The organism is Glaciimonas sp. PAMC28666 (assembly GCF_016917355.1).
Lineage (GTDB): Bacteria > Pseudomonadota > Gammaproteobacteria > Burkholderiales > Burkholderiaceae_D > Glaciimonas.
The window spans coordinates 1,068,530-1,094,145 of record NZ_CP070304.1; the positions used below are offsets into that span (position 1 = coordinate 1,068,530).

Genomic DNA, 25,616 nt, shown 5'->3' on the forward strand with positions numbered 1-25,616 from the left:
AATCCAGGCCAACATGTCCCGACCTTTTTCCAGCAACCCAACGCCCCATCGACACGCTGGCCATACCGACAATATCGATAAACCGGTTATTTGGACCGTCTCGGTTTCACGATTGTTTGATCTTTTTCGCGACATCACGCTCGAATATGATCATCAGGCAACGATCATCCCCCTCAACCTTGGTTTCGAAGATGCCGTGCAACATATACGTGAGCGGCTGGCCACCGAACGCTGCGACGCCGTGATTGCGGCCGGTTCCAATGCTGCATATCTAAAAAGTCGTTTGTCGGTGCCGGTGATCATTGCCAAAGCCAGTGGTTTTGACTTTATGCATGCGCTGGCAAAAGCGCGCAAAATATCCCCCCATTTAGGGGTCGTTACCTATCAGGAAACGCTGCCAGCGTTGCGTGAATTTCAAACCATGTTTGGCTTGAATATCAAGCAACGCGCCTACGTTACCGCCGAAGATGCGCGCGCCCAGATTAAAGAATTAAAATCACTCGGCATCCAGGCCATCGTCGGCGCCGGGCTGATTACCGATCTGGCAGAAGAAGCGGGATTGACCGGTATTTTTGTGTATTCTTCCAATTCAATCCGGCTAGCATTTGAAGATGCGCTGGAAATGGCACGGTTGACACAACTGGAATCGTCGCGCGGACGTGGTTATCCGGTCGCCGATACTTTACGCACCAAACACGGCATCAACGATTTGCGCGGCAACTCGGAAGCAATGGAAACGATACGGCAAACCATCGTCCTGTTTGCGCGCTCCCCCGCGACCGTGTTAATTCAAGGAGAAACCGGCACCGGCAAAGAACTGGCAGCGCAGGCGATCCATCGCGAGCATCCGCATGAACAAGGAACCGCCGCAAAAACTGGCCGCCCCTTCGTAGCAGTCAATTGCGGCGCATTAGCTGAGTCGTTACTCGAAGCGGAATTATTCGGTCACGAAGAGGGTGCTTTCACAGGTTCTCGCCGGGGCGGCCGAGCCGGTCTTTTCGAAGCAGCCCACCGCGGCACTTTGTTCCTCGACGAAATTGGCGAAATGCCGTTGCCGCTTCAAACCAGATTGCTACGTGTTTTAGAGGAACGCGAAGTCGTGCGTGTTGGCGGTACCCGACCGATACCCATTGACGTGCGCATTATCAGCGCCACCCATTGCGATCTTGACCAACGGGTCCGGGAAGGTCGTTTCCGTGGCGACCTGTTTTACCGTCTGACGGTCCTCCGTTTGAATTTACCCCCGTTGCGCGAGCATCCCGAGGATCTGGTCACGCTGGCAGAATGGCGATTGAAACACGCGTTGGCGTCCTTGGGTGTGCGGCCGCACGCCAATCTACATGCCGAAGTAGTCACCTGTCTTCCATTGCTCGCCCGCTATAGATGGCCGGGCAATGTGCGCGAACTACGCAATTTAATGGAGCGTCTGGCGCTGTATCTTGCGGCCGAACCTTTACAGGCATTGACCCCCGCCTTCATGATCAAACTTGCTCCCGAATTGGGCACAGGGAGAGTAACCCTCGCTGACAACATTGACAGCGCCGACAGCATAAAGGAAATTCCAGCGGAAACGATCAGCGAAGTGCTCAATCGCTTTTCCGGAAACCGTGAGGCGGCAGCGAAACACCTCGGAATTAGCCGGACCACTCTCTGGCGCAAATTGAAAGCAACGGTGTGATGCTGCAGATTGTGCCCTTGGCACCACGACATAGTTGGCTCTTTGAAAAAGCAAAGCCAGCGCGTACGCTGGCTTTGCTGGTTACATAAAAAGCCGTAACTTATCGAGCGACTTAATTATGTTACATCGTCACCAGATATTTCTCGTCGCCACTTTCGTAGCGAATTCTACGCGACAGATGCATACTACAAACACCCCAATTTCATAATCTCTATGTCAGCTATTGAGGAGATGCTCGTTCAGAACTATCAGGATTTTGAACGACCTGAGCCTGAACCAGATCCGCTTTGGCTCGACTTATCGCTTCCGCTTGAACCTTTGTTACCTTGATCATTCGTTTGGGAAGTGTTTTTGTGGCTTTGTTCGCCTGCCTTCACATGTTGCTCGTGCGTACCGCCGCGAGTTGAGCTACCAGAATTGTCCTTCGAACCACTTTGATTGTTACCAGATTGGTTGTTACTCGAGTTTGATGAGCTCATCATATTTCCTTTTCAAAATTTGAAAGAGTGACCATGATACGAATAAACATTTCACCAATCCAACGCCTGCTTCGAAATTAAGCCGTTTGATGAAATGTTTAACCATACTAGGTCATCGAATAACGAATTTCCAGCCCAGTTCGTCTGATATCTTTGTGGGACTGCGCTGTCAGGGCTGACAGTCATTGACTACAGATCCTTCAAAATGTCGATATTCTGCGACCCGTAAAAAAATTCTCGGTAAAAGCGCGGAGCCGCTATCAAGCCCTACGTGGGGGTTTTATCGCGCAATAATAACGCCATCGGAAGATCGCGTAATACGTCCGAAACTTTAATTCCGTTAGTACCGCAGCCAAACTTTCTCTGGGTAAAAACATCGGTCCACTCGCCATCGCAAGCGGACGGCAGCATTACAAACGTATCTTTCCAGGCATCAGCATGTACTAATGGCAATCCCGACTCTCCCAGCAGCCCGGCGACTAATCGAGGGGCAACGACGAGAACATCGCACCCTTGATGGCGTCGTAAGAAGGCGACAATGTGCGCAGCCTTTGCCCCAGTCATCGCGAGCGGAATATAATCGCCCTGGGCAAACACCTCAGGCATCCGCTTGCGCAGTGCCAGGATCCGTTGAACAATGAATAGCTTAGGTGCGCCGGTTTGCCAATTATCGAGGCTGATATTAGCACTCGCTGTATTAAGCACCTTGCGTCGCATCGCATAATCGACCGCGCTTCGATTGTCGGGATCTACCAAACTAAAATCCCAACATTCCGTGCCTTGATATAAGTCGGGTACGCCGGGAGTAGTCATTCGGAGCAACGTTTGGGTCAGGCCGTTAATCAATCCAGCAGGCATAATCCGATTGACCCACGTGACCAATTCCGACAAAAATTGCTGTTCACCAAGTATCGAGAATAAAAAATCTTCGCAAGCCGTTTCGTAATCCCGGTCAGGATCGAACCAGTTGGAACGTTGCTTGGCTTCTCGCAACGCCTTGGTTTGCCAACGCGCAATCCGTTTGGAAAAGATCTCAATCCCTGCGGCATCGCCGGTCACCAGCTGGATTGGCCATGCTCCCACCAACATTTGGTACAGCATCAATTCGTCGGCGGGTTGCACACGGTGCTCCACCAGAGAGCGGTTGAGACGCTGCCAACGGCGGGCCGTGTCTGCCCATTCATCGGGCAGTTCACTCAGCACCGCAAGCCTTGCACGCACCTCCTCGCCGCGCTTGTGGTCGTGGGTTGCGGTGGCTAACAGATTGTGAGGAAACTGCTGGCGTCGCTCAACGCAATGACGGTGAAAGTCCTGTACTTCGATGCTGAAACGCCCCGGATCGGAACCTACCTCGTTACGAGACAACAAACGGCCATAGCGATAGAACGCCGTGTCTTCCACTGATTTGGCCGTCAGTACCGGCGTAACCTGCTGAAATCTGCGTACTGCCTTATTCCGCAGGGTCTGGATTATCGGGTCTGAATTATTAACCTTACTATCAGCAACCCATGTGCCAAGCCAGTTGCCGATGGCCGCCAACAATGGATGGTCCCCAGGCATCAACACCTTGCGAGCACGCGTCATCGCCTGTTCTATCCGCTGCAGGTCAGACGCAGCCGCACCATCCGCGTCAACATAAGTGCGATACACCGGAAAGCCAACTAACAGCTCGACCAGCACCCTTCTTAAAGACACTAGCGAATAATCGGCCGTGTTGCTGTCAGCGCGCGCAATACGGTGCAGCAAGCGCGCCAGCGCGTTGAATTCACTCGCCAGATTGTGAGCCAATAACTGCCTTCTCGCATGACTAACCTCCTGGTAAAAATCGTTATCGTTAGCAGTCCAATCTTGCCACAAGGCAGTCATCGCATCAGCACCTTTGGCGTCGTGCAACAAAGCGCTCACCTGGTCCATGAATTCGTAACCGGTAGTGCCGTCCACCTTCCAATCCGAACGCAAGGCTTCGTCATAAGCCAAAATTTTTTCCACCACCACATACGGCGGTTGGGTGGTTAAAAAAGCCGGTCGCTGCGATGACAACTGCTGCAACCGCTCGCGTAATGCCCGGCAGTAACCAGCCGGATCAGCCAGCCCGTCAACGTGGTCAACCCTGACCCCATCGATCAGACCCTGTGCATACAAGCGAAAAGCCAATGCATGACTGGCCTCGAATACTTCCTTCCTTTCCACTCTGAGGCCAGCCAGCTCACTCACCTCAAAGAACCGCCGCCAATTAATTTCTTCCGCGGCGTTACGCCAGCAGGTCAACCGATAGTGTTGCCTGGTCAACAAAGCATGAAGCTGCTCCAGGCCGTTCGGCTGTGCTGCGGTGAAAGACATTAGAGCGGCACATATTCCAGCCATGCCAGCTTCACTGTGGCTTATGTTTAACAGCATCGCGAACGCCACCTTAGCCTGCTGATAGCGTTGCGCCGGTTGCGCCGCACTGAGGGCATTGATTTGCTCAAAGGCGGCTATCACCGGTGCCAGCAATTGCGCGCCACCAGCACGTAAAATCGATGGATAATCGATCACCGCCAAAGGCAAGCGATGCGTAGCATACGAGGCGAAAATGCGTCCATCGGTCTCATCGAATCGCAAACCGATTTCGGCGGCCTGCACCACCTCGTTATAAGAGCCGCCTAAAATCGGCATCAATACTTTACCAAACAGTAGCGGATCATCTGATTCCCAGTCAATATCGAACCATTCCGCATGAGGGCTCTCGCGCCCCCACTCGAGGACACTTTGCCACCAGCTATTGGCGCTCCCCGCGATCCCCATATGGTTAGGGACGATATCCAAAATAATACCCATTTCGGCCGCACGCAAGCGTGTTACGAGGCGTTTCAGCGCCGCTTCGCCGCCCAGTTCAGCATTGATGGCGCGTGGATCGACAATGTCGTAGCCATGCGTTGATCCGGGTTGCGCGGTCTGCAGCGGGGATGCGTAAATATGACTGATCCCCAATGCTGCGTAATAATCCACCAGTTCGGTAGCATCATCGAGCGTGAAACTTTGATTGAATTGCAAGCGCACGGTGGCACGTGGAATGGTCATGGCAAATCCTTATCAGCACGTCCCGTCAACAGCACAGCCGTCGCAGATCTCTCATCTTTTTCGGCGTTTGCGCGCGCACGTTTTAGGGAAATTAAGGCCGCTTGCGCGCTCGGCCCCTGAAATAGATGCGTCACATCGACGGGCAAGCGGCGGCGCCAGTTTGGGTGACTGCCGACGCCGCTTGGGTTACCGGCATCATCAGCGTCTTGGATGGCACCCAGGCTTTCCGTGGTTCCCGGCAAATTAGGTTGTTGCGCCAGGCCCAATATATCTTCCACCGGTATCAGCACCAGCGGCGCCGGGGCGGACCCTACCAACGCCACCGCCGCTTCAAGCGGTGATGATCCGATGTCTGGTTGTGGCATAGGACCGGCCGCGCAGCCATTTTCGGTAGCAGCTTGCCAAAGTTCCTGGCGCTCCTGATCGCGCAGCGCGAACTCATCGACAGCGCTGCGACCAGCCTCCAGCAAGCCCAGCCTGGCCCGCCAACTTATATCGGTACCGGACCACCAGCCCGCTACTGTGGGCAGGTCATGCGTAGTGGTCGTGGCGATCGCGTTTTCCGACCATGCCATCGGCCTCATAAAGCGTAGCCGGTCACGTTGAAACCACAGCAGATCAATACCCAGCAGATTAATTTCTGCCAGCCGCGCATCGAAACCTGGCGGCACAGTGCCCAAATTCTCACCGATGACGATCGCCCGATATCGCCATGACTCGAGGGCGATCAATCGCAACATATCTTCAAGCGGATAGCGTAAATAGGCGCCATCACCGGCACTGGCACCTTCGGGAACTAGCCACAGCCGTGCCAAACCAAGTACATGATCAATCCGCGCCCCGCCAGCATGGGCAAAACAGGCGCGCAACATCGCAATAAACGGGCCAAAGCCATGCGCCTGCAAGGCGCTGGGGGAATACGCAACAAGTCCCCAGTTTTGCCCGGAGACATTCAGCAAATCAGGCGGCGCACCGATCGACAGACCTTTTAACATCTCGCCTTGCTCACTCCACGCCTGACTGCCCCCGTGCTCCGCACCAATCGCAAGATCAGCGATTAATCCTATCGACATCCCGGCTGCCCGCGCAGCCTGTTGCGCGCCGATCAATCCTTGCGCCGCTTGCCACTGCAAGAATAAATAAAAGCCAATCTGTTCCGGATACCGTTGGGCGAAGTCGCGCACCGCCGGGCCTTGTGGATCGCGGTAGGCGGCGGGCCAGCTCCGCCAGTCGCCGCACGACTTCCCGGCGGCCTCGGAAACTTGCGATGGCAACCACGCCTGCAATGCCTCATAACAGGCGTGATCCTGCAAAGCGCGACCACCCTCCTGACAAAACTGTTCAAACGCGCTATCTGGCCCACGCTCCAGGAACTGCGTATAGGCAACGCCCAGCAATGCGAGCCGCGAACCCGCAGCCGCGGGCCAATCGATCAATGGCATGTGCTCCAGGCGCTGATGCAAAGCCGCGGTGGCCGGGTCCAACACTAGCGGTTGACTGTCCGAACTAACGCCATGCCCGCTTCCAGCCTCAAACGCCATCGCAGGATCAATGTGCATCGCATTCAAAAATAGGCGGCTGGAGGGACCATAGGGACTATACCGGGTCGGGTCGGCGCTGAACATGGCATGCACCGGGCTGATCGCGAGCGCAGCCGCGCCTTGCTGCGCCGTCTCAACGGCCAGCTTTTTCAACGTCGTATAATCGCCGAGACCGCCATCTCCCTGACGCCGAAGGCTATATAGCTGGACAGAAAGTCCCCACAAGAAATGCGGCCCGGTAGCCGGTCTTTCAGGGTCGACATTACCCGCAATCGCATCCGCGACGCCAAAACAACGCGTTGGCGCGACTGCCAGCGTGACCGATTGTCCGCCGACGAAAAGCGTGTGATAACCGCTGCGATCAATCGGGAGTAAATACAAAGGCAGTGCCTTATCCGAAGGGAAACGGCCGTGATAGCTTTCGCCATGTTCAAATACGACACTGTAAGCCTGACCGTGCAGGGACAAGTTGCACGGCAATCTGATGGGATGCCCGACCTGCGCCGTGAGCATCGGTGGAAAAGTGCTCCTCAATTGTTGGGTTGCCAGGCGCGCCTTGCTATCGCGCCACTGCGTCTCTCCGCCACATGGAAGGCCTAGTGCCTCCAGCATGGCCGCCAACACCATCGGTGAACTATGTTGCGGCAATCCATGCGCGTCTGCCCACTCGGTGGCGATACCGGCCTGTTCGGCAAGGGCGACGATATCGGTATGGTTCATGGCGCTGGTTCCAGCAGCACGACCGTCGAGAAACCGGCCAGCTCACCGCCCGCCAATGCATCCACCGCACCGTCGCTGGCAAACAACAGGTCCGCTCCGGCCGGTTGTATCCAGCCATCCAATGCAATCGACACAGGCTGTTGATCCAGATTAATCATGATCACCAATAGCGTATCGTCGCCCATGCGCCAACGGGCCAGCACCGCAGCCGGACCGATGGCTTGCGCATTGATTGCACAGGCATTTTGCAAACGAGGTGTGATATGGGCGTGTCGGATGCTCAGCAATTCCGCCGTCAAGCCTGTGCTGCCAGAAACCGGCCTGACCGGAATCGACTGCATGAACGTGGACAACGCGTTAGGATCGGGAATTGATTCACGCTTTTGTTCATCGGAGAATTCAGGCAGCGCCGCGAATTCCCGATGTCTTCCGACCCGCACGGCTTCCGCCAATACCGGATCTGTATGACTGGTGAAATACAAAAATGGCGAGGTGGCGCTGTACTCTTCGCCCATGAACAACAACGGAATCTGCGGCCCCAGCAACAAGAGTGCTTGCGCCGCCTGCACAGCGCGCGAATCAGCCATGGTCGTGAGTCGGTCACCAAAGGCACGATTGCCGATCTGATCATGATTCTGCAAAAATAATACGAATGCAGTCGATGACAATCCGACGCTCGATTCACCGCGCGGTTTCCCTTCGCGAAATATCGAAGGATCGCCCTGATAGATAAAACCCTCTGCCAGACATCGTGCAAGTTTTTCCGCAGGTCTGTCAGCGTAATCAATATAGTACGCATTGCTCTCGCTGGTCAGCATCACATGCAGCACGTGATGACCGTCTTCGTTCCATTGCGCGTTAAAATCGTCCCTCAAAAAATGCGCCGTATTCCCATCATGTTCCAGCACCAGATGAATATGCCTGCGCGGTTCAAGCGCGGCGACGTGCTGCCTGACGTGACGGGCCAATTTGCTCAACCAATCCTGCTCGGTAATGGCGTGCGCTGCATCCAGACGCAAGCCGTCAAACCGATATTCCTGTAGCCAAAATAGTGCGTTTTGAATAAAGTAATCTGCTACTTCCGGTTGGCGGAAATCGATTGCGTGTCCCCATAACGTCGGTTGATCGTCACGAAAAAAGGGCGCTGCATAACTGCCCAAATAATTACCCTCCGGCCCGAAATGGTTGTACACCACATCCAGAAATACCATCAATCCAAGCCCATGTGCGGCATCGATCAGTGCCTTTAATTCCTCCGGCGTACCGTAAGCGGCATCTGGCGCAAACGGCAGAACGCCGTCGTATCCCCAATTATTCGCACCAGGAAATTCTGCCACCGGCATCAATTCAATCGCCGTAATGCCCATCTGCGCCAATTCGGGCAAACGCTGCATGACCCCCGCAAATCCGCCTAATGCGCCGACGTGTAACTCGTACAGAACCGCCTCATGCCAGGGCCGTCCTTGCCAGCCCGAATGCTTCCACGCGTACGCATTCGGATCAATCACCAGGCTGGCGTCATGGACGTCACCCTGTTGCGCGCGCGACGCCGGGTCTGGCACCGACATTTCACCATCGGCTTGCGTCTGCAAACGATAACGATAGGCAGTCCCGGGACCACAGGCCAATTCCGCCTCAAACCACCCTGGCGATGCTGCGTCGGATAGCATCGGAATGGGTTTGGCGCCATCGAGTTCGACCCCAACCCTATCGGCAGTCGGTGCCCATAGCCGAAAACGGGTCCGATCAGGCCCCAGGCAGGTTGCGCCAAACGGTAACGGATGTGAATAGTGCGCGGTCACAGCTTCTCTCCCATTTTGCGGCTACCGATCAAGACCACGCTGTGGCCCTGGACCGAGACTAACGGCGGCGCTACGCGCGGTTCGGAAACAATGGACTGCGCACTGTCAAGTAAAACGTACCATTGCACCGGCTCGGGTTTTTCCTCGCCCGTGTCCGTATTGGTATCCTTTATTGCACTAAGATCTGAGGCAACTTCCGGGCCGGACTCGGTGGTAGATTCGGTTGTAGATTCGGTTGTAGATTCGCTAATTGCCACCGTATTAGAATCTGAAATTGATTCCATACCCGATTCAGCGTTAGCGTTGGCAGTAACCTCGGGATTACCGGAAATATCACCGACACCAACACTTTCAACCGCCTCCGCATCTACGTTTGATTCCACCATTAACTCTACCGTGGAATCAACGGGAGCTTCGGCGGCTATTGCCTCGGCACCCGGAGCAGGCGGCAAATTGAAATCGATGGGATCGGGGCCGCCGTTCACTAGCATTAACACCGCTTCCACCTTGCCATCGGCCGTCAGCGTTGCGCGTTGTATTGCCAGCGCGCGCGCTTCCGGATTTTCCCAGGCTTCACTGGACAACGCCTCCCCGCGCTCGTCGAACCAGGCAATATCCGATGTGCCGATCTCCACCTGATGCTCGCCATGGAAAAATCGACCCGACTGGAGTCCCTCAAAATCCTGCCGCAACGCGCTTAACTGCCTGACGTACCGGATTAACTGCTGACTGCCCGCCTCTCGCGCCTTGCGCCAGTCGACCCAGGAAATGTCACTATCCTGACAGTACGCATTATTATTGCCTTGTTGGGTGCGACCGAATTCATCGCCCGCCACCATCATGGGCGTACCTTGCGCAAACATCAACGTGGCCAGCATGGCGCGTGAAACCCGGTCCCGCAAAGCAATAATTTGTGGGTCATCGCTGGGTCCTTCAACGCCCCAGTTTGCACTCAGGTTTTCTGAATGACCGTCGTTCTCTTCACCGTTGGCTTGATTATGTTTTTCAGCATAGCTAACCACGTCGCGTAACGTGAACCCATCATGTGACGTCAAAAAGTTAATTGAAGACCAGGGCCGCCGACGCCGATGATCGAACAAATCGGCCGACCCACTCAAACGTCCGGCAAAATCACCGCGTTGAGCGGCGTCACCACGCCAGAAGCGGCGCACGCCGTCGCGAAATTTATCGTTCCATTCAGCAAATCCAGGCGGATGATTCCCTAGCTGGTACCCGCCGGGACCGATATCCCATGGCTCGGAAATCAATTTCAAGCGCGACAGCACAGGATCTTGCAAAATCGCATCGAAAAATCCTGAACCGGGATCGAAGCCGGTTCCCTCACGTCCCAACGTCACCCCGAGATCAAAGCGGAAGCCATCGATATGAAATGACTCGGCCCAATATCTTAGCGAATCCATCACCATCTGAAGCACCCGCGGGTGCGAAATATTGAGTGTATTGCCGCACCCTGTATCGTTGATATAGAAACGTTCTTCGCCCGGAATCAACCGAAAATAGCTAGCGTTATCCAGCCCCCGAAACGACATCGTCGGCCCGCGTTCATTACCGCAGGCAGTGTGGTTGTACACCACATCCAGAATCACTTCGATCCCGGCGCTGTGCAGTCGCCGGATGGCACCACGCATTTCATTCAATGTCCCTCTGGAAAGATACGATGGTTCAGGCGCAAAGAACGCCATCGTGTTGTATCCCCAATAATTGCGCAAACCTTTTTCGATCAGGAACCGATCCTGTAAAAAAGCGTGCACCGGTAACAGCTCCAGCGTCGTCACGCCCAGCTTCAGCAGATGATCGATAAAGCGCGGATCAGCAAGGGCCGCAAAGGTGCCGCGTTCATGCCCCTTCAGATCATCCCGCATGATGGAAATACCGCGAACATGCGCTTCATAAATAAACGTTTTAGACCATGGAACCGCTGGCAGACGGTCATTACCCCAATTGAAACCCTGATCAGTGACGATGCACTTCGGCATCGCAGGTGCGCTATCACGGCGGTCAAAACTCAGGTCAAGTCGCGCCTGGTTCATCCGGTAACCGAATAGCGCATCGGTCCAGCGCACCGAGCCAAAAAGCTGTCTGGCGTAAGGGTCCAATAATAATTTGAATGGGTTAAAGCGTTGGCCGCGTAACGGATCGAAAGGACCATGTGCGCGATAACCGTACAGCAGGCCCGGCGTGGCATCCGGGAGATAGCCATGCCACACCTCATCCGTGCATTCGGGCAACGATAGCCGTTTTATTTCTTTACGACCGGCGGCATCGAAAACGCATAACTCCATCTTTTGCGCATTCGCTGAAAACACGGCAAAATTGACACCCAACCCATCGAACGTCGCGCCGAGTGGATACGGCAAACCGGGTAACAACTGATCGGTAAAAGTAGCTGGCATTATTCTCTCCCTTGTCGCAGAATGATGGTTGCAAGTGGTGGCAAAGTCAGCACCAGCGAAGTGGCATGGCCGTGACAGGCTTCCTGCTGGACGTTTGCTCCGCCAGCGTTTCCAAGATTGGCACCACCGTAAATAGCCGCGTCGCTATTAAAAATTTCCTGCCAGCTGCCCGGCGACTGTTTGACGCCGTCGTATTGCGGCACACCCACGCGATAGCCATAGCGCGGCACAGGTGTCATATTGCTGATGATCAAAACAGGTGGCGCATCAATGACGCTTGGATCGGCATGCCGCAGAAAGGCCAATACGCTGTTAGCACTATCGCCCCCAATGACCCACGAAAAACCATCGGCACGGCCATCCAGAGTGTGCAGCGCTGGCTCGGTCGCATATAACCGGTTCAGGTCGCGCACCACGCGTTGCACGCCGCGATGACGCGGATCGTCGAGTAAGTCCCAATTCAGAGAGTGGTCGTGATTCCACTCTTCCCACTGACCGAATTCGCAGCCCATGAACAACAATTTTTTGCCGGGATGGGTCCACATGTAGCCCAGATAGGCGCGCAAATTTGCCAACTTCTGCCATTCGTCACCGGGCATCTTTGCCAGCAAAGCGCCTTTCCCATACACCACCTCATCATGCGAAATCGGTAGTATAAAATGCTCCGAAAACGCATACAGCAAACCAAACGTCATATCATGATGCTGATAGCGCCGGAACAACGGATCACTCTCCATATAGCGCAACGTGTCATGCATCCAGCCCAGGTTCCATTTATACGAAAAACCCAATCCACCCTGATTGACAGGCGCCGTCACGCCGGGCCATGCGGTCGACTCCTCCGCGATCATGATTGCACCAGGACAGCGTTCCGCTACGGCATGATTCAGTCGCTGCAAAAATGCCACGGATTCGAGGTTTTCCCGGCCGCCATGAATGTTGGGAGTCCATTCGCCCGGCTTGCGGCTGTAATCTCGATACAGCATCGATGCGACCGCATCCACACGTAACCCATCGACATGAAAATGGGTTAGCCACTCCAACGCGCTGGCAATCAAAAATCCGCATACTTCGTTACGGCCAAGATTAAAAATTAAGGTATTCCAATCCTGATGGAACCCCTCACGCGGGTCCAGATGTTCGTACAATGCCGAACCATCAAATTGCGCCAGACCATGCGTATCGGTCGGAAAATGTGCCGGCACCCAGTCCAGAATCACGCCGAGTCCAGCGACATGGCAAGCATCAACAAACCGCGCGAAATCTTCTGGCGTGCCAAAACGGGCACTTGGTGCAAACTGGCTGAGCGGTTGATATCCCCACGAGCCGCCGAACGGATGCTCCATAATCGGCAGCAACTCAATATGCGTGAATCCCATTCCGAGCGCATAAGGAATGAGGCGCTCACCCAGCTCGTGCCAGCTGAGATTGCGGTTGTCCTGCGCCGGCACCCGCAACCAGGACGCGGGGTGTACCTCGTAGATCGACAGCGGTGCGTGGTGCGCCTGCCGCTCGCCGCGTTCCGCCATCCAGACTTTATCGTGCCAATCGAAGGGTGCTGCCGATGCCACCACCGACGCGGTCGCTGGCGGCAACTCGGTGGCGCGTGCCACCGGATCCGCCTTTTGCGGCAACAGCGTGCCGTCGGCACCGACCAGTTCAAATTTATACAATGCCCCAACCGACACGCGTGGAATGAATAATTCCCATACCCCTGCGTCATGTCGAAAGCGCATGGGATGACGGCGGCCGTCCCATTGATTGAAACTGCCGATCACTGAGACCCGCTGCGCGTTGGGTGCCCATAGCGCAAACCGCGTACCGTATACACCATCGATCTGCATTGGCTGTGCGCCAAGGCAACGTCCAATCTCAAAATGCCGCCCTTGCGCCAACAGGTGCAGGTCCAGATCGCCGAGCAACAAACCGAATGCGTAAGGATCTTCGGTTTCTTGTGCCGCATTTTCGCCGCTATCATCGCCATCCACTCCGGTCCAGTGAATACGCAATACGTAGCGTTCATTCGGCTTCAGTCCAGGCACTGGCCCAGCAAATAAACCGGTCGCCCCGCCATCATTACGCATCAGTGAAAGCTCGCCCAAAGCCCCACCTTTAAGGTCCATGACCTCCACGCGCCGAGCACCGGGCTGAAAAGTTCGAACCACCATCCCATGCTCGTCCAGATGCGGTCCCAGCAAGGAAAATGGATCACCCAGGCGGCCAGCCAGGAGCGCCTCTAGCGGTGCGATTAATGCCGCAGGCAGCAGGTCGGGATTGGTGTCTGCGGCTGGGTTAGCCACGGTACCGTTGTCGTTCATGCGATCTCCCCTTCCGTTGATTTCATCAGCAAGCGTTCGGCGATCAATAACAGTCCGTTAATGGGTACTGGCAGCCAGGCGGGCCGATTGGCCGCCTCATAGCAAACTTCGTAGGCCGCCTTTTCCAAGGAAAACAGACCGATCAATGCACTCTCGGTCACTGCTGGAAGCAGCGATCCTGCTGCTTGTTGTGCTTCGCGATAGCCGTCCATAAAAGCACTTTGGCAAACCGGCGAAAAGCGTTCCAAAAGATGATATTTTCGCTCCAGTGCCACCGCGCCAAGATCGCCCGGCCCGGCGTTGTCCGCGAATGCCGCCGCGTAATCGAAAGATCGCAACAAACCGGCCACATCGCGCCATGGACTAGCCTTCTCGCGGCGCTGATCCATCGGACGATTAGGCTCGCCTTCAAAGTCAACAATATAAACGTCGCCCTGCGCCATCAATACCTGACCTAAATGAAAATCTCCATGTATGCGCGTCAACATTGACCCGACGCCCGCCGCCGCAAGCCCTTCAACCAGAGACAATAATGCCGGACGCAACGCTAGCAACCTTGCCGCCTGACGCGCCACCTCCTCATTTGGCCAATCGGTTTTAGACTGGATAAAATCAAAAGCAGCCGCGAGTTGTTTGCTAGTGCGCGCAGTCCATCCCGCAATATCAACGTCCGTGGCGACTTGCGGAGAGAACGCCGGGTTATCGCTTGGCGTCGCCAAAGCAGCATGCAATTCGCCCAGCCGTATTCCCAATAAATGCGAGAAATCAAGTAATTCATGCAAGATATCCGGGGCAGTCTCCAGGCTGCTGGCATTCGCGATCACGGCCGCGACCTCGCTAATGGGGTCGGTCTCAACATTGATGATTTGCTGAATCAGGCGCTCCAGCGTATCCATAACCCATTCCCAGGCATCTCCCTTGTTGTGGATGAAGCGCTGCAACACCATCAACGTCCGCGCCGCACCATCCGCATCGATCGCCACCACCTCGCCCAACATGGCTGGTGTATTTGCGTAACCCAACGCCGTCAGGTAGCGCCCCATCTCAGATTCCGGATGCGTGCCGGTAAATAAGCGCCGCAGCAATTTCAAAACAATCTTCTCATCGACCACCATCGAACTATTCGATTGTTCCGTACTCATGCGCCGAATCACCGCATCGTCCGCAATCGTAATGCCGTCCAACGCCTCCGTTGCGATAAAGCGAATCTCTCCCTCGGCCGAAGTGACGGTCGCATTGAGCCGCATCTGCTCAATCACACTATAGGGTAACGAGTCCAGCGTAAACGCATCGGTTAGTAATCCCACCTCACGGTGACGGCGCACCCGTGCCAGTGACAGTTGCTGCAGCAAGGCACTGACCACGTTTTCCTCGCGGATAAAGCCGAGCGGTAACAAATAGCGGTCTACTCCTGCGGCAGTTTCGGTTTCTATTTCTGTCAACAACAACGGTAAAGCCTGCGGACGGGCCTGCGATGAGGGCAGCAATACTGCAGAGACGATTCGTACCGATCTCAGTTTTTCTTGCTTACCGGCATACCAGCGTCGCTTCGGCAGATAGACTGGCAGCGCCTGCTTTTCCAAAATCACACGCTGTGATTCTTTCAGGATATCCTCCACCCCGCCGCGAAACACCAGGGTTGCATATTCAGGCAATGGCTCTTGGGTCGGTGCATACCAGGAAGGCATGGTGGCTTCAGACGCCAATGCAAACCAATAGAAGCCATACGGCGGCAACGTCAGCAAATAGCTGTTGCGGCCAATCGGTGGAAAAGCAGCACCACCCAGCATTTCGACCGGTATCCGTCCCGCAAATGATGAAAGGTCCAGTTCCACTGCCTGCGCCGACTGAGAAAGGTTGGCAACGCAGAGGATGGTTTCATCGCTGCCGCCATCAGCACGATCATCGTATTCCCGCAGGTAAGCAAATATCTTGCGATTATTCGGATAAATCAATGTCAGTTTGCCGCGACCGAAAGCACGGTGTTGCTTGCGTACTTCCAGCATCCGACGGGTCCAGTTAAGCAACGAATGAGGATCGGAATTTTGCGATTCAACATTGATCGCCTCGTAACCATAGAGAGAATCCATCAGAGTCGGCAACACCAGCCACGCAGGATCGGAACGTGAAAAACCGCCGTTGCGGTCAGGCGTCCACTGCATTGGCGTCCGCACGCCGTCACGATCGCCCAGATGCACGTTATCGCCCATGCCAATTTCATCGCCGTAATAGATCACTGGCGTGCCCGGCATTGACAATAGAAAACTATTCAGCAATTCAATCCGGCGTCGATCGCGCTCCAGTAACGGCGCCAGCCGGCGGCGAATACCCATATTGATGCGTGCGCGTAAATCCGGCGCATAAAAATTCCACAAATAATCGCGCTCTTTATCGGTCACCATCTCCAGCGTCAATTCATCGTGGTTGCGCAAGAAAATAGCCCACTGACAGTCTGCCGGAATATCGGGCGTCTGCCGCAAGATATCGGTCATCGGAAACCGATCTTGCTGCGCCAGCGCCATAAACATTCGCGGCATCAACGGGAAATGAAATGCCATGTGGCATTCATCATCGTCGCCAAAATACTGCTGCACATCTTCCGGCCACATATTAGCTTCGGCCAATAACATGCGGCCGGTATATTTTTGGTCCAGCTCAGCGCGGATTAATTTCAAAATGGCATGCGTTTCCGCCAAATTTTCATTCGACGTTCCCTCGCGTTCAATCAGATACGGCACCGCATCCAGCCGCAAGCCGTCGATCCCAAGATCGAGCCAGAACGACATTACCTCCAGCACAGCCGCCAACACCTGAGGATTATCGAAATTCAGGTCTGGTTGATGCGAATAAAACCGGTGCCAAAAAAATGCATTGGCCACCGGGTCCCAGGTCCAGTTCGATTTTTCCGTATCCAGGAAAATAATCCGCGTATCCGCATACTGTTGATCGTTGTCAGCCCAGACATAAAAATCGCGTTCTGGCGAGCCGACTGCAGCAGAACGCGCCCGCTTGAACCACGGATGCTGATCCGACGTATGGTTAATAACAAGCTCCGTAATCACGCGCAAGCCGCGTTGATGCGCTTCGGCGATAAACCGTTTGGCATCGTCCATATTTCCGTAATCCGGATGGATCCCGCGATAATCAGAAATGTCATAACCGTCGTCACGGCGCGGCGAGGGATAGAAAGGCAAAAGCCAGATCGTGTTCACGCCCAGCGCAGCAATATAATCCAACTTTTGAATCAATCCAGCGAAGTCACCGACACCATCGTTATTGGCATCAAAATAAGACTTCACGTGAATCTGATAAATCACCGCATCTTTGTACCAAAGCGGATCGTCGATGAAGCGCTGGGTATGCGTCACACTGGTCGCATCCGTCGGTAATTTAGCGCCAGATTCAGGTGGCGCCAGAGGGCTGAGCGGCGCTGACTTATCGGTGCTGACTTGAGCGGCGGAGATTTCGGCAGTCGAAACATGTGCGGGATTAACGGTCGGTACCATGCTCAAACTCCTGATAAGCGTGAAGAATTTTTTGGAGAAATACGCCAGATCGCAAATGGCATTGTGAAAGGGTCGAGCGTAATATGCTGCATTTTTCCGACCCAATCCCAGTGCCGGTCACGCAACAGATCTTCGACAACCACCCCTGCGTCATCAGCCAGACCGAATCGCCAGAGCGGCACTTCAATCTCGGCCGAATGGGCGGAAAAAGGATCAAGGTTGATTGCCACCAGAATCACGTTATCGCCAAACTGATTTGGACGATCCAATCCGTACGCTCCACTGATCTCGTCCTCCGCAGCGGTGGCCTTGGAAAAATACAAAATATTGGCATCGGAGGTCCGATGGAACTGCAGCCCCAGATGCGTCTGCAACGCGGGATTACTGTTTCTAATGCGATTGAGCAAACTGATTTCGGCAATAATGTTGCCGGGCCGCTCCCAATCCCACGCCCGAATCTGGTATTTCTCAGAATCGAGATATTCTTCTTTTCCACCTACCGCGCTAGCCTCGCATAATTCGAACCCGCTATACATTCCCCACAGACCAGACAAAGTCGTCGCCAGCGCGGCACGAATCAGAAATCCGGGACGGCCGGAATTTTGTAAAAAAAACGGATTGATGTCTGGCGTATTCACAAAAAAATGCGGGCGGAAAAAATGCGCTACCGGTTCCTTGTTCAGCTCACTGAGATACGCCACGAAGTCGTATTGGGTATGCCGCCAGGTGAAATAAGTGTACGACTGGGAGAATCCGATCTTGGCCAGCCGATACATCATATTCGGCCGCGTAAATGCTTCGGCCAGAAAAATAGTATCGGGATGCCGACCGCGTACATCCGCAATCATCCACTCCCAAAATGGCAAAGGCTTGGTATGCGGATTGTCCACCCGAAATATTCGCACGCCTTCGCGCACCCAAAAAAGCACCACATCGCGCAACGCCAGCCAAAGGTCGGGCATTGCACCGTCGGTATAAAAATCGACGTTCACGATATCTTCATATTTTTTTGGCGGGTTTTCCGCGTAGCGAATGGAGCCGTCCGGACGCCAGTCAAACCAGTCAGGGTGCTGGCGCAACCATGGATGATCGGGGGAACACTGGATTGCAAAGTCGAGCGCCAATTCCATTCCATGCGCTGCCACTGCCGCCAGCAATTTCCGGAAATCTTCAAAGGTTCCCAATTCAGGATGCAGCGCATTATGCCCACCGCCATCGCTCCCAATGGCATACGGACTACCGGGATCGTCCGGGGCCGATACCGCCGCATTATTTTTTCCCTTGCGATGTTTCAATCCGATTGGATGAATTGGCGGAAAATATAAGGTATCGAACCCCATTTCCCGAATCGCGGCAAGACGCGGGATCACATCATCAAATGTCCCATGGCGCACCGGATCACCGCTTAGCGAGCGCGGAAATAGTTCATACCAGTTCGCAAATTGCGCCGCCCGGCGTTCCGCATCAATCGGCAACTCCTGACTGCGTACGGCAAACGGACGAACGTCCACCTGCGCCATGAGGGTGGCAGTCTGTGGGGCTAGCAATGTCTGTAATCGACGTTCACGCAAGGCTTGATCTGATAGGTCTGCAGGCGTGGATTGATCTGCCTGAGCAGATTTCAGCACAGTCGAAGCCATAACATTTTTTTTCACCCCGCTGCTATTGGCGCCGCTCAAGTTCGCGTGCAAAACCTTCAACTCGCCAATGGGGTCGCCGGTGTTCTCCTGGTGTTCGACTGATTCGTCAGGAACGGTGCGCAGCGCCGCGTCGAGCGCCCGCTTGACCAGCAACTGACCCTCGGCGATCTCTAAACCGACATCCAGGCCGGCGTTAACTTTCTTCTCCAACTGTTCGCGGTACGTCGAAAAGCTGTCATACCATGCCTCAACGGCGAAGAAATGCCGGCCCAATCGCGTTAAAGATAATTGTCCCGTCCATCGATCATTTCCCAAGGCACGCATGCGCGTCTGCTTCCATTCTTTCTCATCCGCGCCCCGCGTTAACAAAGCCACCGCTACTTTGTCATGTCCGTCTATCAGCACCGTTGCCTCGACTCTGACAGAATCGCCTAGCATCCATTTGGTAGGAAAGCGGCCATTGTCCACGGCGGGCGTAATGTTTTCCAACGCAATTCTCGGGGCGTGCACCGCAGCCTGCACGATGTGCTTGTTATGCGGGCCGACCAGCAGCACCGGCCGTGCTGCAATTGCAGCATAGATGCGGATTTCGTATGCCGACAGGGTGATGATATTACTATCCGTCGACGCTTCTGCTTGTTCGTTCTCGCCAGCGGCTTGCTGTGAATTTTGTTGTAAATTTTGTTGTGAACGGTGATCAACCCCTTCGTCCGCCGCCTGCGGGTCTACCATCCGCATGCCTAAACGCCGCCCAATCCGCAACGCGACACTCTCAACCGCTTTTCTGGGTTCTATTAATAATCTTTTCCCGGCCAGATAACCCCCGGCTCGTTGCTGCCACAGAATGCGATTTAATGATTGCGGATGGCTGCCATCAACATTGACCAAAATCAAGATACCGCTATCATTGCCCTGCAATGTGGGCGAGCTGATGCGGTGCAGCAGCAATATTTCTGCTCCCGGACTGCTGAGCACACGTAAGGACGCGTTACCTAGCAACGCCCCCACGCTATCGACAAAGGCGTTGGCACGCGCAATGTCGTTCGTCAGATCAATGCCGTTGGCCAACCTCTGGGCGGAAAAATCAGCATAATTTTTAACCGTCGCGTTGATGCCATATTCAAACCCCATTGGTATGAGCAATCCGCACCCAACCGCAGCAGAAAAATTCAACGCCCGCACCATCCGGGAACGCCGCGCCGGTAATGCCTGCCCTTCGGAGAAATGGTACCGTCCTGCGCCGTCCGGAGAGGCCGGACATGCAATTGGCGAACCTAGTTTTGAAAGTTGCGCTTGTTCTTCCATGAACCATGGCGCCTTAAAATCCCACCAGGGCAACGATGAAAAGCCAGCGTCAAAGTCACAGGGTTCGAAAGCGGCAATCTGGGTTGGCGTAGCGCCACACGACCACAAGATAAAACGCGTGTCGTGCGCCTCTTTTTTGGTCGCGTGAATCAATGATGTCCAGAACGCTGCCGGCGCTCTGGTGGCTGCCACGCAACGAAATCCCGCTATCCCCAGTTGCGTCCATTTTCCCAATTGTTGCCGCCAATAGTCCAGCAATCCGGCCGCTACTTCGGGCAGCTCAAAGCGTGCAAATCTGGTATTCGCGGTGACCGGATCGACGCGTGGGTCTGGCAGTGGCTCATCCTCTGCGCTATGATCGGTCGCGCCCGCCGCGCCAATCCCGCCAAACCATTTCGGGTGCGTTTGCACTACTGGGTGGCTTACATGCAGCTGGTCAATTTTTAAGTCGATCAGCAATCGCAATTTATGCGTATTACATAGTTGTATCAACTTTTTCAACAGTGCTAGCGGCAACTCTTGGTCAGCGACAGAAAATGTGGAAACCGCAAGCCCAGCGTCAGAACGCGCCAACAATGGATCAGACATCACGATGAGCAAGTGATCGAATCCCATCGCTGCACAACGGCCAAGGTGCATATTTAACTGGCCATTTTTTGTGGTCGTCAGCGCCTTTAAATACGCCGTCGGAAGAGAATAAATACGCGGGCTATAATGTGCTTGCATAAGATCATCCAGTGCTTGTCTGTGGCCTCCCTGAGGCACCAGACAAGTATTTCAATAGCGATCTGAACGACCATCCCATCTAGTGGAATCAACTATCAGGCTATGTCAAACGGTCAGCAGAAAAACGTCAATACCGATGCCAACCGTCCCGTAAAAACCATTCCAAATTTCCGGTTCTGTCAGGTTTAACGACAAGACCGGCAGGCCTCCCTTAACCGGCTTTACGCTTATTTAGTGCCTCTTCGTGGATTGTATTCAACGCTTGGCTCTGCTGTTCTGCATCCAATTCTGCAGCGGAATTTTCAGGGAATAAATGCTGCGATGCGGGCGTGGCGATATCCCGATATAGATCGATATATTGCTGCGCCGGCGCGTGCCATCCACACTCAGCAGTCATTGCATTACGTTGCAGCTTTTGCCACTCGCGCGTCCGTGAAAAAATCTGAAAGGTACGATTGACCGCATCAATCATGTCCTGCGGCTGCTCGCCATCGAACAGCACGCCATTTGCGCCAGCCACCAATTGGTCAACCGAGCCAGCGTCAATAATCGTATCGCTGAGGCCGCCGACCCGCGAGGCGATTGGGATCGTGCCATAACGCATGGCATACATCGGGGTTAAGCCAAATGGCTCAAAACGACTGCCGTGCAGCAACATATCGGCACCCGCATGCAGCGCATGCGCATGTTTTTCGGTATAGCCGATATGGACCCCGATCCGCCCCGGATATTGCTCCGCCAATTGCTGAAAGCCGTGCTGATAGACAGGGTCCCCACACCCCAGCACTGCCAGTTGCAGATAAGGATGCGCTGCCAGAATGGTCGGCAAAGCAGCCAACGCTACGTCCGCCATTTTTTGATGCGTGATCCGACTGCCAAGCGCCAATACGGGCGCAAACTGATTCAGCGGCATGAGATTGAATAATTTTTTCAGCTCGCTCTTGCACGCAGCTTTTCCCTTCAAATCGCGGAATGAAAAACGCCGGGCAATCAAGGAATCGCTGACCGGATTCCAGACCTCACTGTCAATCCCATTTGGAATCGCTGCGATAGCATCTGGTCGTCGATTCAGGCATCCTTCGAAGCCGTGCCCGAAGCGTGGCGTTAGTATTTCTTTGGCATAGGTGTGGCTGACGGTCGATATTTTGTCGGCATAGCGAATCCCTGCTTTGAGAAAACTGACTTGTCCCCAAAACTCAGCACCATCTGCGTTCAGGATATCCGCAGGCAGTCCGAGCGACGCGGCGATATCAAGCGGAAAATTGCCTTGAAATGCCAGGTTATGAATGGTCAGAAGCGTGCCAATATCGGTAATATTGTGGGCGCGTAAAAGCGCCGGAATCAATCCTGCATGCCAATCATGCGCGTGCACCACATGTGGCTTCGGCAGTGTGGTCAGCCCGGCGCAAAGTTTGACAGCAGCATGCGACAACGCGGCAAAACACATCGCATTATCGCTCAGCTCGCGTCCATCCCGATCCACGTAAAGGTTTTCTGAGCGGGCACGAAAACGGGCAGTGTCGAGCAAAATCACTGGCACGTCCGAACCCGCGATTTCACCGGCTAAAAGTGAGCCCTCCCCGCCCGGAAAATCAGTAAACGACCCGATATTGCGTAGATTTTTTGCAGCCTGGATTGCCGAGGGGTAACCCGGCATTAGAATGGAAGCATCAATACCTTGTTCGCGTAGCGCCACCGTTAATGCTGTAATAACATCTGCCAAACCGCCCGTTTTTGCCAGGGGAACCGCTTCCGAAGTAACGAGTAGAACGCGCGCTTTCAAAATATAACTCCTTCTTCCGAATACGGAATTCACGCCGCCCTAAGGGCAATTGCGACTTTCCGGAAATTGTTAGGACGCACGCAGAACGTGTTCAGGTGCGCTTGACTATCTGAACTCACCACCAACACACGGCATTAATCACGCACTTTACAAGGGCGAAATCGCAGGCTTTCCTGCACCGCAAAGATTGATGTGAGTGACAACTTTTCGGACGAAATGAGGCGTCGATGCTAAGACCGGCCAACACGTCCGATTTCATCTTAACGAGCCGTGCCTTACGCGTGTATCGGGGGAACACTGATTCGAATGTAGGAAACGCGAACGATAAATGTCGGCGGGCAATACCCGCGCCTCGGGCAACACAGGAGGCGCGGTCAAGTGGCTCAGTTAGTGTGCGCCGATAGGGCACAATTTACGCAAGTCGTTCACCGTTACGGCGACTACCGGTAGGACAGTAGTGCCACATTGTGCAACCTTAATGCGGCAATTAAGGTGCCGGTTTGTTCATGTCACTTCTTGGCGCGGTGCTGAGATCATCGATATTTGCAGCAGCAATTTTCCCCAACATTTGGGATGAGCGCATTGCAAGGTGCAGCAACCGCTCTGTAGCAATGATATCCAACGTTGGTACGTTATCGTCATCTCTGTCCGTGTTGCTCAAATGGGCCAGATCGATGCACGTTGTGATGCCTTGGCAAACATCCATCGTCAGGGCGGAAAATTGCGCATACGCATCATGTTGGTGGTGAGACGGCAGCCATGAGAACGGCTGATGGAGTGCTTCTGGAGGCAGTGACGGCGTATGCTTGCTCATGATTGCACCTTGATGATGAATGACGGTGCTGAAGTACTGGCTCGACAGATAACGTGATGAAGGGGCGTCAAACTGCGAGAACCCAACGAGTAAAAAACGCGCATTATGTTTCCTTTGTGTGTGTGCAGTTAAACCGCTTCCGCTGTCAAACGGGAGGGCGGCAAATAACAAGGTTGACAGACTGATACACAAAAGCAAACCAGCAAGCCCGAGGGCTTCCCTGCCACTGCCGCCCATTGAGGACGTACGCAAAGAAAAAAACGGCATTGCGCCGTTGCGCTTTTGTGTTTTCAGGCTGTCAAACCCGTTCTCATTTTTCTCTGAGACCAACAAACGATAGCGGAGATTTCTCGTTAGTGCAAACTTTTTCTGCGACATTTAGCCAGGCCGTGACCGCAATTACGTTCGCTCAGGCAATATGCTGGCTCCCCGTTTAAGCTATTCCGTTTGCGCTATCACACCAACACATGTCGCACTTCTCGGAAGAACTGATCAATCTTCGCTTCAATCCGGGTGTCGATCATCGCATCGGGATGCATGCCGTTAGGACAGGCAAGTTTTGGTGTGGTGCCGAACAGGCGGCAAATAATCGGCCGGTCTTCATATACCTGACAACCGCCTTCACCCAGATGCGGGCAGCTGAGGTTTTCCATTGCGACGTCATGTTCTGCATCACTTTTAACTGGCAATCTGGCCATTTCGTCGGACGATGCTTTAATGGGTCCGCAGCAATCGTGGCAGCCGGGGACGCAGGCGAATGTGGGGATGCGTGACCGAAAGAATCTTATTTTTTGCATGTTGCCGGTCACTGCACTTCCTCTACAGACCAGCACACCAAATCGGTTATCAGTGAGATATTTGACATCACCGGAAACGTCCGCTCCGGCTGCTTCATGTCTTCTCCATGACGGCGATAAAGAGCGGGGACGCAGTTAATCCATCGAGCCATCGGATCAAGTGCGGGTGTGGATTTTCTGGCCCATAAAACCAGACTTTATCGACGTGCGCATATTGTCGGACAAAAGGAAAAATTGCCATATCGGCGAGGCTGGGCTGATCGTGTACCAAATAGGAGTGCAACGCCAGGCGTTCATTTAATGTGGATAAAAACAGTTCACATTGGGCGCGATAGTCTGCCGCGGTGAATTCTGGGAATCGTTCAGCATATTTATACCGGTCAAGGCTGACCTTAAAACTGCCGTCGTTGTGGGCAATCAAGGCCGCTGTCTCGGCCGCTAGTTCACTGTCCTGATCGAGCCATTGCAATGGGTCGTTCATCGCTAGCGCCCATCGCATGATGTCGAGACTTTGGTCGATGACTGTTCCATCCTGCAATTGCAATACCGGCACAGTGCCTTTAGGAGAGCAGTCCAGCATGGCTTGCGGTTTGTTGCGCAGGCTGACTTCCACCATTTTCAGCGGGGTGCCGCTGGCCTTGATGGCGAGGCGCGCACGGATGGCATAGGGACAGCGCCGAAATGTATACAGCACGGGGTGCACTGAATCAATCAGGAAATCGATCATGGAATCGGCCCGGATGCGATCACTGGATGGAGATCGCCTGGCATCGAAACGGACATTTCCGCCACGCCAGAGTATGAATCGGGTAGGGTCGCTAGGCGCATGGGTAATTGTAGGTGGCGTTAATCCACCTATTTTAATGCTGTTCGCTTTCTTTTACAGTTCCGTGACAGAAAGGAAAGAGTTGGAGAAGGTTGATATCGATCCACCCTTCTTACCTATTCACCAATACACCGATTCAAACTGACCGGATTGAATCCGCAGGCAAGCCGCTGCCGGGCTTGCCTTGCTTTCCTGATGTATTGCATT

General features: G+C 54.2%; 13 protein-coding genes. 2 read left to right on the forward strand and 11 right to left on the reverse strand.

What is annotated here, in order from left to right; genetic code table 11:
- Positions 1–13: 13 nt before the first annotated feature.
- The gene (gene prpR, locus JQN73_RS04490; RefSeq protein ID WP_205321935.1) at positions 14–1,678 is read left to right on the forward strand and encodes a propionate catabolism operon regulatory protein PrpR; all 1,665 of its coding nucleotides are present in this window, start codon (positions 14–16) and stop codon (positions 1,676–1,678) included.
- A 746-nt stretch (positions 1,679–2,424) separates the two neighbouring features.
- Here the strand turns inward: prpR and treY are convergent.
- The 11 genes from treY to JQN73_RS04545 form a co-directional block, all read right to left on the reverse strand.
- Entirely contained in the window at positions 2,425–5,217 is a 2,793-nt protein-coding gene (treY, locus tag JQN73_RS04495; RefSeq protein WP_205321936.1) for a malto-oligosyltrehalose synthase, read from the reverse strand.
- On the reverse strand, positions 5,214–7,478 hold the full coding sequence (malQ, locus tag JQN73_RS04500; RefSeq protein WP_205321937.1) for a 4-alpha-glucanotransferase: 2,265 nt from the start codon (positions 7,476–7,478) through the stop codon (positions 5,214–5,216). Before malQ ends, treY begins: the two co-directional genes overlap by 4 nt.
- Positions 7,475–9,280 carry a malto-oligosyltrehalose trehalohydrolase gene (gene treZ, locus JQN73_RS04505; RefSeq protein WP_205321938.1) on the reverse strand — a complete coding sequence of 602 codons (1,806 nt, stop codon included), beginning with the start codon at positions 9,278–9,280 and terminating at the stop codon, positions 7,475–7,477. Before treZ ends, malQ begins: the two co-directional genes overlap by 4 nt.
- Positions 9,277–11,694, reverse strand: a complete 2,418-nt coding sequence (gene glgX / locus JQN73_RS04510) for a glycogen debranching protein GlgX (protein WP_205321939.1) — start codon at positions 11,692–11,694, stop codon at positions 9,277–9,279. Before glgX ends, treZ begins: the two co-directional genes overlap by 4 nt.
- Positions 11,694–14,012, reverse strand: coding sequence for a 1,4-alpha-glucan branching protein GlgB (gene glgB, locus JQN73_RS04515; protein WP_205321940.1), 2,319 nt, complete (start codon positions 14,010–14,012; stop codon positions 11,694–11,696). The genes glgX and glgB overlap by 1 nt, the downstream gene beginning before the upstream one ends.
- The gene (gene treS, locus JQN73_RS04520; protein ID WP_205321941.1) at positions 14,009–17,518 is read right to left on the reverse strand and encodes a maltose alpha-D-glucosyltransferase; all 3,510 of its coding nucleotides are present in this window, start codon (positions 17,516–17,518) and stop codon (positions 14,009–14,011) included. The genes glgB and treS overlap by 4 nt, the downstream gene beginning before the upstream one ends.
- A 2-nt stretch (positions 17,519–17,520) precedes the next feature.
- Entirely contained in the window at positions 17,521–21,189 is a 3,669-nt protein-coding gene (locus JQN73_RS04525; protein ID WP_240162429.1) for an alpha-1,4-glucan--maltose-1-phosphate maltosyltransferase, read from the reverse strand.
- A gap of 211 nt (positions 21,190–21,400) precedes the next feature.
- On the reverse strand, positions 21,401–22,972 hold the full coding sequence (glgA, locus tag JQN73_RS04530) for a glycogen synthase GlgA (RefSeq protein ID WP_205321942.1): 1,572 nt from the start codon (positions 22,970–22,972) through the stop codon (positions 21,401–21,403).
- A 487-nt stretch (positions 22,973–23,459) separates the two neighbouring features.
- Positions 23,460–24,023 (reverse strand): hypothetical protein, encoded by a 564-nt coding sequence (locus JQN73_RS04535; RefSeq protein WP_205321943.1) that lies wholly within the window; start codon positions 24,021–24,023, stop codon positions 23,460–23,462.
- A gap of 218 nt (positions 24,024–24,241) precedes the next feature.
- A complete protein-coding gene (locus JQN73_RS04540; RefSeq protein ID WP_205321944.1) occupies positions 24,242–24,595 on the reverse strand; it encodes a YkgJ family cysteine cluster protein in 354 nt (117 codons plus the stop codon).
- Positions 24,596–24,677: 82 nt separating this feature from the next.
- Complete coding sequence (locus JQN73_RS04545; protein WP_205321945.1) at positions 24,678–25,310, reverse strand: glutathione S-transferase; 633 nt, start codon at positions 25,308–25,310, stop codon at positions 24,678–24,680.
- Between JQN73_RS04545 and JQN73_RS04550 the strand changes: the two genes are divergently transcribed.
- The gene (locus JQN73_RS04550; RefSeq protein ID WP_205321946.1) at positions 25,309–25,554 is read left to right on the forward strand and encodes a hypothetical protein; all 246 of its coding nucleotides are present in this window, start codon (positions 25,309–25,311) and stop codon (positions 25,552–25,554) included. The two genes, JQN73_RS04545 and JQN73_RS04550, sit on opposite strands and share 2 nt — an antisense overlap.
- The last annotated feature ends 62 nt before the right edge of the window (positions 25,555–25,616 follow it).

Excerpts from the sequence above, each read along its gene's own strand:
- prpR (WP_205321935.1), top strand. The coding sequence starts at position 14 with ATGTCCCGACCTTTTTCCAGCAACCCAACGCCCCATCGACACGCTGGC.
- treY (WP_205321936.1), bottom strand. The coding sequence starts at position 5,217 with ATGACCATTCCACGTGCCACCGTGCGCTTGCAATTCAATCAAAGTTTC.
- malQ (WP_205321937.1), bottom strand. The coding sequence starts at position 7,478 with ATGAACCATACCGATATCGTCGCCCTTGCCGAACAGGCCGGTATCGCC.
- glgX (WP_205321939.1), bottom strand. The coding sequence starts at position 11,694 with ATGCCAGCTACTTTTACCGATCAGTTGTTACCCGGTTTGCCGTATCCA.
- glgB (WP_205321940.1), bottom strand. The coding sequence starts at position 14,012 with ATGAACGACAACGGTACCGTGGCTAACCCAGCCGCAGACACCAATCCC.
- treS (WP_205321941.1), bottom strand. The coding sequence starts at position 17,518 with ATGGTACCGACCGTTAATCCCGCACATGTTTCGACTGCCGAAATCTCC.
- JQN73_RS04525 (WP_240162429.1), bottom strand. The coding sequence starts at position 21,189 with ATGCAAGCACATTATAGCCCGCGTATTTATTCTCTTCCGACGGCGTAT.
- JQN73_RS04535 (WP_205321943.1), bottom strand. The coding sequence starts at position 24,023 with ATGGGCGGCAGTGGCAGGGAAGCCCTCGGGCTTGCTGGTTTGCTTTTG.
- JQN73_RS04550 (WP_205321946.1), top strand. The coding sequence starts at position 25,309 with ATGGAATCGGCCCGGATGCGATCACTGGATGGAGATCGCCTGGCATCG.
- JQN73_RS04545 (WP_205321945.1), bottom strand. The coding sequence starts at position 25,310 with ATGATCGATTTCCTGATTGATTCAGTGCACCCCGTGCTGTATACATTT.